This is a genomic window from Thermoleptolyngbya sichuanensis A183 (genome assembly GCF_013177315.1).
In the GTDB taxonomy this organism is placed as follows: Bacteria; Cyanobacteriota; Cyanobacteriia; order Elainellales; family Elainellaceae; genus Thermoleptolyngbya; species Thermoleptolyngbya sichuanensis.
Map to the genome: position 1 here is coordinate 582,991 of NZ_CP053661.1, position 15,211 is coordinate 598,201.

Here is a 15,211-nt window from a genome sequence, read left to right on the forward strand (position 1 = left end):
TTAACGTTATGTGATGGAGCGTGACCTGTGAGCATTTTTTCTAAGCTGCGTGACTTTGTGGGCCTGAATGATCCGGCCGACTATGAATATGAGTACGACGAAATGGACGGACAGGAATATCAGAATCTCTATCAAGAAGAGAACGTCCAGCCGCTCGTCGAAGAAGAACCGCGCCGTCGCCGGATGCGCGATCGCCCGCTGATGACCACTGATGTTGGCTCCGGTATGAGCAACGTGATTGGAATGCCCGGTGTAAACGGCATGTCTGAAGTCGTGGTTATGGAACCCCGTACCTTTGAAGAAATGCCCCAGGCAATTCGCGCCCTGCGGGAGCGCAAGTCTGTCGTGCTAAACCTGACCATCATGGACCCCGATCAGGCACAGCGAGCGGTCGATTTTTTGGCCGGCGGCACCTATGCGATCGACGGCCACCAGGAGCGAATCGGCGAGAGCATTTTCCTGTTTACGCCCAACTGCGTCCAGGTCAGCACCCAGCTCAACCCGCCTGCGGACATCCCGCTCCAGCAGCCCATGCGTCCCGGTCGCCCGATGACCTCCCCCGCTCCGACCTGGGGCGCAGATCCGCAAGCTCGTATGGCTTAAGTTTCAGAGGTCGCACTCGCAATCTCCCCCTTTTGGCTGCTTTGCAACGGCTGCTCAATCCGGCCGTTCTGGAGCTTGGCTGAAGGGGGTTTTGTGCTGTCTGGGTCTTGTGCTGTTTGCAGCAGTGCAGCATACCCAGAGCGAGACATCCACAGCAAGAAAGGAGGCAGTCGTGAAGCTGGGAATAATTGGTGGCGGCGTAATGGCAGAGGCTCTGCTGTCTCGCCTGCTAGATCAGGGCGTGTGCGCGTCGGATGAGGTGACGGTTGGGGAACCTGCGGCGGCACGGCGCGAGTATTTGGCAGAAGAATACGGTGTGCAGGTGACGGCGGAGAATGCCGATGCAATGCAACACGCCGACGTATTGCTGCTGTCAATCAAGCCGCAGGTCTTTGACTCTGTGGTTCAGGCGCTCCCCATGACCTCGTCGTCGATGCTGGTGCTGTCGATCTTGGCAGGGGTTCCGCTGCATAAACTGGAGGCTGGCTTTCCCAATTGCCCCGTTGTGCGAGCCATGCCAAACACGCCGGCCACCGTGGGCGCAGGGATGACGGCGATCGCCCCAGGTCGGCACACCCAGCCCAGCCACTTGGCGCAGGCTCGACAAATCTTTCAGGCCGTGGGCGAAGTCGTAGACGTGCCTGAGTCGCTGATGGATGCCGTCACGGGGCTGTCTGGGTCTGGCCCGGGCTATGTGGCGCTGATTGTAGAAGCGCTGAGCGATGGCGGCGTGGCGGCTGGTCTGCCCAGGGCGATCGCCACTCAGCTTGCCATCCAGACCGTGCGCGGCACAGCCCAACTCCTGGCGGAAACCGGCCTCCACCCTGGCGAATTGAAGGATCGCGTCACCAGCCCCGGCGGGACGACCATTGCAGGCATCGCTGCCTTAGAACAAGCCGGGCTCCGCGCTGCCCTGATCGAAGCGGTCAAAGCCGCCGCCGGGCGATCGCGCGAATTAGGCGGCTAGGGTCTGCCAAATCGCCAGATGCGCTGCAAACCCTGCGGCCCCTTAATCCAAAATCCCCAATCCAAAATCAACCCTCCCTACAAGCCCTGAACCCCATCCACCAGACCCCGACAAACGCCCGTCAGGAAATCCAGATCGAGGGTTTCGGGGCGATCGCTGGCTTGGTGATAGTGGGGATTGCGCTGATCGGCGGTGTCGGTGAGCATCACAGCGGGATAGCCCAGATCCCAAAAGGGGGCGTGGTCGCTGCGGCGCAGGTCGGGCAGGGCGCTGGCGCGATTGGGGGCAGGAAACCAGTGGGCAGGCACTTGGCCGACCTGGCGCAGGCTGCGGCTGAGGCGCTGCATATCCAGGAAGGTTGTGGGACTTCCCACCAGCCCCAAGAAGTTGCCGTGGCTGGGATAGAGCTGATAGAAAAAATCGGCGGGATAGCGCTGTGAACCGGGCTGTGGGTCGCAATAGCCTAGCATTTCCAGCGACAGCATTAGCCGCAGCCGCTGCCCCTGGGCGTGGAACTGTTCGGCACAGTGGCGACTGCCCAATAGCCCAAATTCCTCCAGGTCAAAGGCGACCAGCCAGACGGGATGACGGGCGGGTTGAGCAAAGAGCGATCGCCCCAGTTCCAGCAGCACCGCCACCCCCGATGCATTGTCATCTGCCCCGGGCGAACCGGGTATTGCGTCGTAGTGTGCGCCAATTAGGATGGGTGGACGGGCCATCTGCTGTCCCGGCAACTTCAGCAGAAGATTGTGATGTGTTTGGCCGCGAATGGTGAACGGCTGCGTTTCGACTGCGCCAAATTGCGTCAGGAATGCTTGGATATATTGCTGGACGTAGAAATGTCCTTCGCTAGCAAGGTAAGGGTCGCGCTCTCGCGCAATGGCCTGCAAGTGTCCCCAAAGCCGACTTTTCAGGCTGGAATTGTCAGGATTCGCAAAGCCTGTTGTGTCAGTTGTCATCCGCCAAAGACCTCTAGCATTTCCTCACCCACGGATACATAATCTTGCCAGCCGTCGGCGGCGCGGGGATCTTTCACCTCATACACCGGAATGCCCGCTCGTGCTGCTTTTTGAAATGCCGCCAGCCGCCGCACGCCCGCCGCAAACACAGGCATTCCCGATTCTTGCAAGAGCGATCGCACGGTTTCCCCATCTCGGCTGGGCTTGGGCGGAATGATGTTGAGCATGATGCGATAGCGGTTTGCGCCGATGGTGTGCAGGCATTCCAGCGTCAGCACCAGCGCATCCATCGCCAGCACGTCGGGCGTAGTCGGCAAGATCAGCAGGTCGCAGCCGTCGGTCAGCAGTTCCAAATCGCGCTGCACGGGTCGCGCTTGGGTGTCAATCACCACATGGCTAAAGTTGCGGACTCGCTGGGGCGATCGCCACTCATCCACAACTTCGTAGGGCAAGCTGCCCCGCATGGCCCAGCCCGTAGCCGAGCGATTCGGATCGGCATCGATCAGCAGCGTTTCGCCCTGCGTCTGCAAAAACGCCGCCAAGTGGATCGCCGCAGTCGTTTTCCCCACGCCTCCTTTGAAACTGGCAACCGTGATAATCACCCGCGCGCTGAATCTTCCCCTGCCCTAGTACTGGAATTCTATCGCGCTGGGAGCAGGTTTTACAGCGAAGGGAAGGAGGCATGGAGTTAGGAAGATAGCCCTTGCATCACCATGCTCGATCGCCCCTGCCGCGATACGGCCGACCAGCACCGCGCGGGCCACCTGCCCACGGTGGACGGCCCGGGCCATTGCGAATCACAATCACTTCGCCGTTCTCGCGGGTAATCCGAAATGCGTCAAAGTCATAGTCATCGTACTCGCCTACAACCGTAACGCGCTCTCCCGGAGATAGATTGATCTGGTGATACCAGCGCGGCCCTGCGTCTACAATGATCTCGCCCGTGTTGTCTCGCAGCAAGAACTCGTTACCAACGATGCTTTGCACAGTTCCAGTAATCGTAATGCCCTGATGACGACGCAAATTGCCAATGGGGACGCTCTGGGCTGTGACCTGTGGGCTAATGCTGACCAAACTAGCCCCCACCACTAGAACCGGAGCAAGCTTCAGAAACAGATGCTTCATCATAGTGACTCCTGCGAGTGTACTTCTACTTGTGCAACCCCTGCCATACCTAAAGCAGTAGCTAAGCAGCGGTTGCATTTGCTTCCCCCTTGTGAGGATTTGCGCTTAATCTAACAAGGAATTATGACGGAATCATGACGGCTGTTTTCTAGCCTTGTCTCCTGCCCGTTGCCACAAGCCAACGTCTGAGTAAGGTAAGCTAGTTAAATTCAGCTTGGAAATGCGCGGCAGCGTCACCGTAAAGGTTGACCCTTTGCCAATCTCGCTGGTCACGGAAATTGTGCCGTGGTGGGCCTGCACGATTTGCTGGGCGATCGCCAACCCTAGTCCAAAGCCTCCTGTTTCTTGGAAGCGGGCACGGTCTTCGCGATAAAACTGCTCAAAGATATAGGGTAAGGACTCGGGGGCAATGCCAATCCCTGTATCAATCACCTCCAAAATTGCTGATTCCTCAGTTGTCCGCAGGCGAACTGTAATAGACCCACCTGCCGGTGTGTAGCGGCAGGCGTTGCTGAGTAAATTCGTGATTACTTGCTGAACTAGATCAAGATCGCCCCGCAGAATAACTGGATCATCCGGCAGGTCACTGGTGATCTGAAGATTGAGAGTTGTTTGGTATTGCAAATCGTTGAGGTGAGTAGCTAGGAGCGATCGCACGTCAAAGGGCTGGAGCGATTCCTCATCTAGCTTGCCTTCGTGCCGCGCCAGAAATAGCAAATCGTTTACTAAGGCACTCATCGACTTGGCTAACTGCACAATCTTTTCTAGCCGCTGGCGGGGCTGCGTTGAATCGCCGTCTCGAGCCATTAGCCCAACTTGGGCATTGCTGAGGATTGCTGCAATTGGAGCGCGGAGTTCGTGGGAGGCACTGGCTGTAAATCGTTCGAGGCGATCGCACGCTTGCTCAAGCTCGACATTAGTTGCTTGCAAGCAACCTTCTCGTGCTGCTAGCTCTCGGTTCAGATGAAGGAACAAGTGAATCGCAAAGCCGCCGCTAATAATGCCGACTAAAACGGAGATCAGCAATACAAATGTGTTAATCTGACGATAGCGGTCTAGCTGCCGTTGGCGATCGCGCAGAAGATTTTCTTCTTCAACTGCAAAAGCGTCAATCCTGTAGCGTGTGTTATCCATAAGTTCTTTCCCTTCCTCCAGCCACGCATAAAAATCCTCCAGTGAAGCAGCGGTTTGTCGAGGCGGTGGAGTGGTCTCCTGGATCTGGCGCTTGAGCCGCAGCTTATTTTCCAAGAGTTTTACACTCTCATCGACGTATCCTTTAATGATTGTCAGTCGCTGAGTTTGTTGGGGGTTATCACTAACTAAAGTTTCCAGCTTTTGTAAGGACTTAGGAATTTCGATCTGAGCAATATAGTACGGTTGTAAAAATTCCGAGCGATAGGTTAGCCCAAAGCCGCGTACTCCGGTCTCGGCATCGACTAAGTGATTGAGCAAGGCTTGGGTTTCTAAGCGTACCTTCTGCGTATGCTGTACCTGCGCTTCATGCTGGGCAATCCCATGATCCAGCCATGCCTGTATTCCAACGCAGCTTAGCAAGCACACGATGGGAATAGACATGATCATCGCGCCCCGATAGCTGGCTGGCGGTAATTTCTGGTTTTTTGCTGGCACACTAGAGTCGCTCATTGGCATCCTGGTTTGGGAATTTGCAGCCGATAGCCCACACCATAAATAGTCTCAATCCAGTCTTCAATGCCTAGCGACTTGAGGCGCTGTCGCAATCGTCGCACTTGGGTGCTTACAGCATTGCTTTCAGGTTGCTTATCCCATTCCCAAAGATTGGACTCAAGCTGGTCACGAGTACAAACCTGCCCAGGATGGCGCAAAAAGTATTCCAAAAGTTGAAACTCGCGGGCCGTGAGGACAACTTTGGCCTCACCTCGATGGGCAGTCATGGTGGCTAGATCTAGAATGAGGTCGCTCAAGGTTAGCCGATCGCCAATCCACAGAGGCGATCGCCGTCCCAGCGCCCGCACTCGCGCCAGCAGTTCTAGTACATCGACGGGCTTTACAAGATAATCATCAGCTCCAGCATCCAACCCTGCCACTTTATCAGCGGTGGTGTCTCGTGCCGTTAGCATAAGCACAGGCGCTCCTTGCCCCGACTGACGATATAGCTTGCACAGATCAATGCCGCTGATTTGGGGTAGTAGCCAGTCCAAAATCAGCAGGTCGTAGTCTTTGTCGCGGAGCAACCAGCGGGCCGTGTCCCCATCGGACACGCTATCCACCAAGTGCCCCATCTGAGACAGCGCAGCAACTAGCGGCTCTAGCTGCTCCTTGTCGTCCTCCACCAGCAAAATTCGCATTTCAGCTTGCAAGATTCAGGGCGATCGCACACCTCATCTCTAAAGTATTCTGCAAGTGTTGTAAATCGGCACCACAAGAAAATCTCAGCAGGGCGATCGCCCTCATCCACAACGTTTTAGGGCAAGCTACTCCGCTTGACCTAGCCCGTAGCCGAGCGATTCGGATCAGCGTCGATCGGCAGCGTTTCGCCCTGCGCCTGCAAAAACGCCGCCAAGTGGATCGCCGCAGTCGTTTTCCCCACGCCGCCTTTGGCTGTGCCAGAAGAAACCGAAGGGCGATCGCAGCCACAGGTCTTATTCGGAAGCCAAGTAAGTTCTGAAATAAGACAATGAGCAATCAGTTCAGATTCGGCCTGCGACGACAGCATTGAATACTAAGCTGCGCCATACTGATGGAAGCTTCCGCGGTTGCTTCCAAAGGCTATACAATCCTGAGTCTGCCCTCTAGGCTCATCAATCTCATCAATACTTAAAGAGTCCCGTGCCCTGCACCTTGTAGCCCGTCGGCTCGAGGATGGCGGCGGCTGCCTGTTTGCCGGAAATCGTTGCGCCTTCCATGCTGTCGATGTAGTCCTGCTGCGTGTAGCTGCCTGCCAGGAAGAAGTTTGGCACGGGGGTCTTTTGGGGCGGGCGGTAGGGGTCCATTCCCGGATTTTCGCGATAGAGCGACTGCGCCAGCTTTACCACATTAAACCAGGTCATGGTTAGGTCGCGGGAGGACGGGAAGAGATCGTGAAGCTGCTTTAGTGCGTGCTGAGCGATGTCTTCGTTGCTCATTTTGATGAACGGGTCGCCGGGGGTCAGCACGACCTGCATCAGCGAACCCTGGCCCTCTCGGTAATAGTCCTTGGGGCTAGTGAGCGCCAGGTCAGCAAAGCAGGAGAAATCCGCATCGGCACTGTAGAGCAAGTTGTCGAGTCCGGCGGCGTGGTCAAGCTGTTTGCGCTGTTCCGCGTCTTGCAGTTCTGTGACCCAGCCGTCGAAACGAAGCTGCACTGTCACCACAGGCACGGCTTCTAGCTTGTAGAGATTATCGAATTCGGGATACTTGCGCCACTCGGCGGGCAAGAGGCGCTGAATTCCGGGCACGTCGCAGGCAGCCAAGTAGACATCGGCTGTCACGATTTCTTCGGTGTCACCACTGGCGATCGCCAGCCCCGTCACCACCGTTTTGCCGTCCTGCTCCTCAAACAAAATTCGCCGCGTTTGCCGCCGGGTGTAAACCTGTGCGCCGCGCTCCTGGATGTATTTCAGAATCGGCTTGTGCAAATACTCATCGGGGGAACCCGCCAGCATATTCAGCCGCGAGGCTTCTGTCTTGGCTGCAAACATCATAAAGATGGTGAGCATACAGCGCGCGGAGATTTCCTCTGTGTTGATAAAGCCAAGGGCGAGGGCGATCGGGTCCCACATGCGTTCTAGGCTGTGCTGCGATCCGCCGTGGCTGCGAAACCAGTCGGCAAAGCTGATGGCATCGAGCGCTCGAATCCACTTCATGGCCAGGTCGTAGTTGACCAAGCCGGGGACGATGGGGCTGGTGCCGAGGGCGATCGCATTTTGCAGCTTGTCGAGCAGCGTCAGTTGCTCTGTGGTGAAAAATGCCTTCAGTCCGTGAAACGGTGCGCCCAGCAAAAAGCGAAAGTCCAGCTTGCCAATCTCGCCGCCGCGATTCACGAAGGTATGCACATGCTCCTTCGGCAGCAGCGCCTCAAACGCGCCCACCTTCTGCATTAGGGCAAACAGGTTGTTGTAATTGTTGAAAAAGACATGCAGCCCCATTTCGATATGGTTGCCGTCTGCGTCGATCCAGCTTCCCACCTTGCCGCCCACAAACGTCCGGGCTTCGTAGATCGACACCTCGTGGCCCGCGTCTACTAGTTCCACCGCCGCCGCCAGCCCAGCCAATCCTGCCCCAACGATTGCAACGCGCATTCTGCCAATCCCTTCAGACTTGCTTTAAGAATTTCTTTACATATTTTAACCCCCTAATAGGGACACATGAGCGCAGACCACCCGCCAACCCGCTGGCGTTCGGAGCCAGGCCTGGCTCTGGCGACCCGTTTTGCCAGAACTGGTGCGACGAAATTCGGTGTTGGCGGTGGCAAAATCGCTGCCATAGGTGGTGATGACGGTGTTGCGGAGGGCGCGGCGGAGGTCGCCCGTAGGACGGCTGGCGCGAAAGGCGGCGATCGCCTCATAGCTGTATAAATTCTCTGTCGCGCCATAGCGAATCGTGTGAGGACTTTGCCAGAACAGTTCATCCAGCGTCGCCACGTCGTTGTTCACCAAGGCCTGCTCGTAGCGTTCAAAGGCGGCCGTCACTTCCGCCACCACATCGGGTCGATTAATTTCCACGCTCGTTCTGTCAATCCTCCCTAGAAAAGATAGCTGTAAAAAATAGCTGTAAATTGGCTAGAAACCCTCCAAGCCCTCAGATTCAAAATTCAAAAACGCCAATCCAAAAACGCCACAGGACTGACGCACTTGCGATAAGTTTTCTGGGTTTTGGACGATTTCTCGCAGGCGCAGCCCGCGAGAAATCGTCCAACTGCGTAAGTCCTACGCCAATCCAAAATCCCAAATTACCCCTAGCTCCAATCTTCTCGTTGATTATTGCGCCCTTGATAAATCTGGCTGGTCTGGTGAATTTGCCGCGTTTTCTCAAACAGTTCCTCTTCCGTCAGCCCCCACTGTTGCAGAACTTTGTCCAGATCGGCCTGAATGTCTCTCGCACCCGGAAACCCGTTGTAGCGAATCCGCAGCCGGGCCAGTTCGCTGAGGTTATAGTCCGTTGGGTCGCCGGAGAGGAGCGCGTTGGTAATTTGGCGATCGCCGCTCCACTGGGGATGCTGCTGGTCTTGCTTTTCGGTCATGTGGTGTTCTGGACTTTCTGATCTCTTAACAACTCTCTTACAACATTAAGAGCCCCCTCTAGCATAAGGCTGCAACCGAGTTACAGCCCTTTTCTAGAGGGGGAAAAGCAGTTCGTTAGCGAGATAACAGGCTCAAAGATGACAGGCTCAGGGCCGATTGCTCACTTAGGCAGGACTCAGGCAGCCCACTTTTGCGCCACAACCTCGGCCAGGTCAACCACGCGCTGGCTATAGCCCCACTCATTGTCGTACCAGGCGATAACCTTCACCATGTCGCCGCCCAGCACCATCGTCAGCTTCGAGTCGATCACAGAGGAGAAGTCCGTGCCGCGATAGTCGCAGGACACCAGTTCTAGCTCACTGTAGCCCAGGATGCCCTTCAGGTTGCCCTCAGACGCATTCTTGAGCGCTTCGTTGACCTGTTCCGCAATCACCTGCTTCTCGACCTGCACCACAAAGTCCACCACGGAGACGTTGGGCGTGGGAACCCGCAGCGCAATCCCATTCAGCTTGCCCGCAACTTCAGGAATGACTAGAGCAACTGCCTTGGCTGCGCCTGTGCTGGTGGGGACGATGTTTAGCGCGGCGGCACGGGCCCGACGCACGTCACGGTGGCTGGCATCCAGCAAGCGCTGGTCGCCTGTATAGCTGTGGGTGGTGGTCATCGTGCCTTTGATGATGCCAAAGTTGTCGTTGATGACCTTCACAATAGGCGCAAGGCAGTTGGTGGTGCAGCTTGCGTTGCTGATGATCGTATGCTTGCTGTGGTCGTAATCTTTTTCATTGACACCGACCACAAAGGTGCCGTCGTCATTTTTCCCCGGCGCAGTGATGAGGACTTTCTTGGCTCCAGCTTCTAGGTGCTTGGAAGCGCCTTCGCGGCTCGTGAAAACACCCGTTGATTCAATGACGAGATCGATACCCCATTCACCCCAGGGCAAGTTGAGGGGGTTGCGATCAGAGACGCACTTAACGACCTTGCCATTTGCAGTAATGGTGTTTTCATCGGCGCTGATGTCTGCGTTTAGCTTGCCTAGCATTGAGTCATAGGTCAGCAGGTGCGCGTTAGTACGGGGGTCGGAGGTATCGTTAATGGCAACGATTTCAAAATCGCTGTGGGATCTCCCCAGCCAGCAGCGCATAAAGTTCCGCCCAATGCGCCCGAAGCCGTTAATTGCTACTCTAATCACTGCGTCTTGCCCTCTTTACACTAGATATTCGCCAATGTTGAAACAGATCATACACTTTTAAGAGTTCACCACTCAAGGAAATCAGGTCGAGCGCTAAGGCATCGAGGATCAAAACTCTTAAGCGGATCTGCGTCAGAAAACTGTCCTGACGACACTTAGTATAGGCATTTATACTTACCCTTTGCAAGGGCGAAACTTATCAGTTCTATAAGATTTTGGCCGATTCGCCTGGGATGCTGAGGTCGAGGAGGGGCTGGTGGCTGAGGCAGAGCCAGTGGGCGGTAAACAGATCGGGCGTTTGAACCGATAGGCTGGCGATCGCCCCTGCGGCCGGATAGGGCCAGAGCCGATCAAACACCACGCCCTCGTCGCTCAGCGCAACCTGTAATAAGTAGACAGCGGGGGGTGCATTCAGCCAGTCCAGCAGGCGAAAGGCAAGGGCATAGAGGGGCTGGCGCTGGCGATCGCTCAGGTGGTGGGGCTGGCGGTATTGCTCTGGGGTGTGGGCAGCGAGGGCGATCGCCTCGCCGTAGAGCGGCCCTTTAGCCGTGAGCGCAATGGGCAGCCAGAGCGAACCATCGCCGGGTTTCACGCCAAAGCGGTCTGCCACCGACTGGCGCAGGCTGTCTACCTGGGCACAGGCGCGAAACACTGATGCGCCTGGAAACGCCAGAGCCTCTGGCAGCGCCAGCGTCAGCGGGCAGAAAATGTCCTCTGGGGCTACGACGGGCGGCAGGTCGGCGGGCGCGACGACTCGAACGGTATCGGGGGTGGAGCTTGTAGGACACTGGGCGATCGCCTGCTTCAGTTGGGCGATCGCCTGCTCTGCAAATGGATTGGACTCTGCAACAATCCAGACCTGAGCCACTTAGGCACCGCCATAGGACGAAACCGACACGGGCACGGGCGCACCAGCACGCGGGAAGCTCGGCAGGTCGATCTGCGTGACGCGGCGGGTGCGAACGGCCAGGCGATAGCTGACGCTCTGCAACTCGGCGTGGAGGCGGCGGTTTTCCTGCTGAATTTGGGCCACCTTTTCCTTGATCGGCTGCAAGCGCTCCAGATATTTCTGACGGTAGATATGGGGCAGTTCCTGCACCACCTGCTCCAGCATCCGGGAACGGTCGGTCAGTTCCTGCACCGATTGGCGCAGTTGATAGACCTCGGTGTCGCGGCTGGCGATCTGCTCTTGATAGAACCCGACCTGCTGCTCGACGGCTTGAAGCTGCTCTCTCAGCACCCGCATCTCGTTTTGATGCCGCTCTGACAGCGCCGCCGAAGGAGCCTGATTGGACTGGCCTTTAACCAGTCGAAATAGCTCTTGCGACAACTGCTGCACAAGCTGGTCGCGCATCTGGAGTTCTTCGCGCAGGTGCGCGACTTCTGCCTGGAGTTCTGGGATGGTTAGAGAATGAGTCATATCACTCCGACTGGCGGTTCGGTGGATCTAGCAGGAACGGGAAAAGGGCTAAGGGTAAATTGTGGTAGAGGGGGAGTTTGGAGTTTAGATTTTGGATTTTGGGGATTGGCGAAATGGCTGAAGACTAGAGTTAGGAAGCGGCTTCGATGGGCTGGGGGAAGGACTCAGGGGGTAGGATGTCGGAATCGGAGTCGGAATGGGATTTATCTAAATGGGCTTCCCAGCGGCGGGGTGGCGAGGCTCGTCGGATTTCGCGCCAGATGGCGGTCGCAGCTAGCGCACCGTCTGCAACGGCGATCGCCACCTGGTTGATTCCCTCTTTTAGATCTCCCAGGGCAAAAATGCGAGGGTGAGACGTGCGGCACATCCCGTCAGTCACCAAGTTGTCGCCCTTCCATTCCAAGTCCAACCCTTGCAGATATTCGTTGAAATAGTGGGAACCCATTGCGACCAGACCCGTTTCCAGCGGGACCATAGAACCGTCGATCAGCTCAACGCCTGTCATCTCGTGATCATGACCGAGGAAGCGCTTAATCGGCAATTCTACTAGAGGATAGCCGTGATCGCGCAACTTTTTACGCATTTCTGCACTCACCTCAAACAAGCCCTGCGTAAACACGGTGATGTAGGGGGTAAACCAGTTCAGCACAAAGGCGGTGTTGATATTGCCTTCGGAGTTGACAAATAGCCCGCACCGTTTGTCCGCCATTTCGTAGCCGTCGCAAATCATGCAAACGTGCAGGTTATAGCCTGCGTAGTCGTACACGTTTTGCATGTTTTCCAGATGCGGCAAGTGGTCGATGATGCCGCTGGCGGCGATGACATACCTGCTCCGAAATACGGGATATACGCTGTCGGCCTTGCCGACTTTCACTTTCACCGCAAAGGTGTCGCCCTCGTCTTCGACCGATTCCACATAGCCGCGCAGATGGTCTGCACCGAGCGACAGTGCGTGATCTTGTCCCTGTTGCAGCAGGTCGCGGCCGGGTGTGTCGGGTGGTAGCCCCAGATAATTCCGCAAATCCTGCATCCAGAAGGAGCGGCCCCTGCCTTTTTCGACGACTAGACACGAGAGGCGATAGCGCTGAAGATAGATCGCTGCGGAAAGCCCCCCCGCGCCGCCGCCCACAATGATGACATCGTAAACGTGATTGAGGCGATCGCCCAGGTTCTTTTTACTCAGCTTCATGGCGTATTGGGGTACAAGATGGGCAGGGCGTTTAGCGGCTTGCAGTCCTGCATTTTGGCCACAGTCTAAGCCCAGCAAGACAAGCCTAGCAAGAATTTCAGGGATCGGTTGGAGATTCCCCCGTTTTTCGGATAGGCGGAGTATAATCCCTGCAACCCGACTTACTTTTTTTGCGGCGGAACCTGATGAATCCCCTGCTTGAACGGCTGAGGACGATGCCGATGCAAGTCCTTGTGTCTGAGATGACCGCGGGACTGTTGATGGGGCTGGTGCTAACTACGGATGCGATCGCCGTTGGGCTGATCTTGATGGCGGGCTTGCCCTCTGGGGCGCAGAGTGTTGGCATTTTGATGGCGCTCTTGAGTACGGCGGTAACGGGGGTGGTGGTAACGCTGGGCAGCAGGCTCCCGATTGCGGTTGTGGGCCCGTCTGTGGAGGCGGCGGCTATTCTGTCCGTCGCAGCAGGCGCAATCCATCGAGAACTATCGCAATCGGGAGCCAGTGGCTCTAGTCTGCCGACGGTGTGGGCGCTGGTGGGTCTGAGCAGTGTGCTGACAGGACTCGCGCTTTGGAGCATTGGTCGGTTTCGGTGGAGCCGATTTTTGCAATTTGTTCCCTATCCCGTTCTGGGTGGCTTTTTGGCAGGGATTGGCTGGCTGGTGGTGCAGGTGGGTTTTAGCCTAGTTGCCAACGGTGCAGAGGGGATGGATTTGGTGCATCAAGTCCTTCAGTCAGAGACTCTGCTCAAGCTATTGCCAGGGCTGGGGCTGATGGCTGTGCTGATGGCGTTGGAACGGTGGTTCGACCATTTTTTGGTGCTGCCGCTTTGTTTGTTGGGGGCGATCGCCCTCTCGCACGGGGTTCGGCTGGGGCTGGGCGTTCCTTTGGAAGCGGCGATCGCCGACGGTTGGTTTCTCTCTCCGCTCCGGGATAGCTTTGTGATCCAGAACGCCGAGGGAAATTTTCTCAGCCAGATCCATCTGCCGACCCTAATGCAACACAGTGGAGCGCTGGTCGGCATCGTGCTGCTGGTGCCGCTGGTGCTGATGTTTGAGGCGGTTGGCATTGAACTTGCGCTCAAGCAAGAAACCAACATTGACCAAACCTTGAAGGTCAACGGCATCGCCAATATGCTCATTGGGCTGGGTGGCGGATCGCTCTCGCATCTTGACCTGGCCAACACGCTGATTCATCAAAAAGCGGGCGCGACCTTGCGACTTGCGGGACTCGTTGCGGCGGGATGCATCCTGCTTGCCCTGCTGTCCAGAAATCTGCTGGCTTACCTGCCGACGTTTGTGGTCTTCTCGCTGACAGTTCTCGCTGGACTAGATTTATTAGTGGAATGGCTCTACCAAAGCTGGTTTCGCCTATCTCGAATGGAATACGGGCTGGTTTTTGGAATTTTTCTAGTCATTTCAGCAGTCGATTTTTTGCCGGGTATTGGCCTGGGCATTTTGGCGGCCTGCGTCGTCTTTGTCGTCAACTACAGCCGCGTTCAGGCAGAGCGCTATCGGCTTTCTGGCGCAGACCATCCCAGCAGCGTGCAGCGATCGCCCGTGCTTCAGCAAATCCTGCAAGCCGAAGGCAAACAGATCGAAATTTTGCGGCTCCAGGGATATCTGTTCTTTGGCACCACCACCCAACTGCTGTCGCAAGTGCGCCAACGCGCAGATGATCCTGACCTAATGCCGCTGCGATTTTTGGTGCTGGATTTTCGCCGGGTCAGCGGCATGGACTCCTCTGCGGTGCTGAGCTTTGTCAAGCTCCGGCAATTGGCAGTTCAGCACTCGTTTCAGTTGGTGTTTTCAGAGGTGCGATCGCCCCTAGAACGCCAACTCCGGCAGGGGGGGTGTTTAGAAGAAGAAGACTTGGTTTGTCATCTCTTTGCCGAACTCGATCGCGGCGTAGAATGGTGCGAAAATCAGATCCTGCTGACGATTCCTCTCCGAAGACAGCGATCGCTGCCGCTGGCGCTCCAGTTGCAAAATTGGTTTCCCCATCTCGATGACGCTTCGGCCCTGATGGATTACTTGGAAGAGATTTCCGGCGAGGTTGGCTATCTGCTATTTCGCCACGGCGATGCGCCAGATGGACTTTTCTTTATAGAAAGCGGGCAGATCAGCATCATTTTGGAACTGGCTGATGGCACTACCCAGCGGCTCCAGACCGTGGGCGCGGGAAATATTGTGGGAGAGCGATCGCTCTATGCCCGCATACCCCACACCAGTTCTGCGGTGGCTGAAAAGCCCTGCACGCTGTACTGGCTATCTGCCCAGGCACTTGGCCGGATGGAGAACGAAGCTCCGACGCTGGCGGCCGCGTTTCACCGATTTGTTCTCCATCGGCTCACGGAGCAGTTGATTCATCGCGAACAAACGCTGAAGCGGTTGCTAGAGGATGCCTAGCGCTAGAAATCAGGGAGCAGCACTTCAGACAGACCAAACTGACGCAGAGGAAGTCAGGGCGGACGGGCATTTTTAGCTTGCTGCAAGGGGCTTGCTCTAGGGCGTTAAAGCATCAATCCCTGCAAAGTGGCGAACTTCACAGGGATCATCTAC

At 56.5% G+C, this 15,211-nt stretch carries 15 protein-coding genes and 1 pseudogene; 3 read left to right on the forward strand and 13 right to left on the reverse strand.

What is annotated here, in order from left to right:
• Positions 1-27: 27 nt before the first annotated feature.
• Together HPC62_RS02565 and proC are read left to right on the forward strand one after the other, a co-directional pair.
• Positions 28-603 (forward strand): cell division protein SepF, encoded by a 576-nt coding sequence (locus tag HPC62_RS02565; protein ID WP_172353618.1) that lies wholly within the window; start codon positions 28-30, stop codon positions 601-603.
• Positions 604-805: 202 nt separating this feature from the next.
• Entirely contained in the window at positions 806-1,570 is a 765-nt protein-coding gene (proC, locus tag HPC62_RS02570) for a pyrroline-5-carboxylate reductase (protein ID WP_172358745.1), read from the forward strand.
• A 77-nt stretch (positions 1,571-1,647) separates the two neighbouring features.
• Here proC and HPC62_RS02575 read toward each other — a convergent pair whose 3' ends face one another.
• The 13 genes and pseudogenes from HPC62_RS02575 to HPC62_RS02635 form a co-directional block, all read right to left on the reverse strand.
• Positions 1,648-2,529 carry a M28 family peptidase gene (locus HPC62_RS02575; protein WP_172353619.1) on the reverse strand — a complete coding sequence of 294 codons (882 nt, stop codon included), beginning with the start codon at positions 2,527-2,529 and terminating at the stop codon, positions 1,648-1,650.
• Complete coding sequence (locus HPC62_RS02580; protein ID WP_172353620.1) at positions 2,526-3,131, reverse strand: ParA family protein; 606 nt, start codon at positions 3,129-3,131, stop codon at positions 2,526-2,528. Before HPC62_RS02580 ends, HPC62_RS02575 begins: the two co-directional genes overlap by 4 nt.
• Before the next feature lie 106 nt (positions 3,132-3,237).
• On the reverse strand, positions 3,238-3,657 hold the full coding sequence (locus tag HPC62_RS02585) for a hypothetical protein (protein WP_228721691.1): 420 nt from the start codon (positions 3,655-3,657) through the stop codon (positions 3,238-3,240).
• Between the two features lie 129 nt (positions 3,658-3,786).
• Positions 3,787-5,298 (reverse strand): sensor histidine kinase, encoded by a 1,512-nt coding sequence (locus HPC62_RS02590; RefSeq protein WP_172353621.1) that lies wholly within the window; start codon positions 5,296-5,298, stop codon positions 3,787-3,789.
• Complete coding sequence (gene rppA / locus HPC62_RS02595; RefSeq protein ID WP_172353622.1) at positions 5,295-5,981, reverse strand: two-component system response regulator RppA; 687 nt, start codon at positions 5,979-5,981, stop codon at positions 5,295-5,297. Before rppA ends, HPC62_RS02590 begins: the two co-directional genes overlap by 4 nt.
• A 143-nt stretch (positions 5,982-6,124) precedes the next feature.
• Positions 6,125-6,223 (reverse strand): annotated as a pseudogene (locus tag HPC62_RS24260) (nucleotide-binding protein); the annotation flags it as partial.
• Positions 6,224-6,443: 220 nt separating this feature from the next.
• The gene (gene zds / locus HPC62_RS02605; protein WP_172353624.1) at positions 6,444-7,913 is read right to left on the reverse strand and encodes a 9,9'-di-cis-zeta-carotene desaturase; all 1,470 of its coding nucleotides are present in this window, start codon (positions 7,911-7,913) and stop codon (positions 6,444-6,446) included.
• 45 nt (positions 7,914-7,958) lie between these two features.
• Positions 7,959-8,336 (reverse strand): oxalurate catabolism protein HpxZ, encoded by a 378-nt coding sequence (hpxZ, locus tag HPC62_RS02610; RefSeq protein ID WP_172353625.1) that lies wholly within the window; start codon positions 8,334-8,336, stop codon positions 7,959-7,961.
• Positions 8,337-8,569: 233 nt separating this feature from the next.
• Positions 8,570-8,854 (reverse strand): DUF3288 family protein, encoded by a 285-nt coding sequence (locus HPC62_RS02615; RefSeq protein WP_172353626.1) that lies wholly within the window; start codon positions 8,852-8,854, stop codon positions 8,570-8,572.
• 176 nt (positions 8,855-9,030) lie between these two features.
• Positions 9,031-10,044: a type I glyceraldehyde-3-phosphate dehydrogenase gene (locus tag HPC62_RS02620; RefSeq protein ID WP_172353627.1), complete on the reverse strand. Its 1,014-nt coding sequence runs from the start codon at positions 10,042-10,044 to the stop codon at positions 9,031-9,033.
• Between the two features lie 205 nt (positions 10,045-10,249).
• Positions 10,250-10,912, reverse strand: coding sequence for a hypothetical protein (locus HPC62_RS02625; protein ID WP_172353628.1), 663 nt, complete (start codon positions 10,910-10,912; stop codon positions 10,250-10,252).
• Positions 10,913-11,464 carry an Npun_F5560 family protein gene (locus HPC62_RS02630; RefSeq protein ID WP_172353629.1) on the reverse strand — a complete coding sequence of 184 codons (552 nt, stop codon included), beginning with the start codon at positions 11,462-11,464 and terminating at the stop codon, positions 10,913-10,915. It abuts the gene before it with no gap.
• A 130-nt stretch (positions 11,465-11,594) separates the two neighbouring features.
• Positions 11,595-12,653, reverse strand: coding sequence for an NAD(P)/FAD-dependent oxidoreductase (locus tag HPC62_RS02635; protein ID WP_172353630.1), 1,059 nt, complete (start codon positions 12,651-12,653; stop codon positions 11,595-11,597).
• A 185-nt stretch (positions 12,654-12,838) separates the two neighbouring features.
• Between HPC62_RS02635 and HPC62_RS02640 the strand changes: the two genes are divergently transcribed.
• The gene (locus HPC62_RS02640) at positions 12,839-15,058 is read left to right on the forward strand and encodes a SulP family inorganic anion transporter (RefSeq protein WP_172353631.1); all 2,220 of its coding nucleotides are present in this window, start codon (positions 12,839-12,841) and stop codon (positions 15,056-15,058) included.
• The last annotated feature ends 153 nt before the right edge of the window (positions 15,059-15,211 follow it).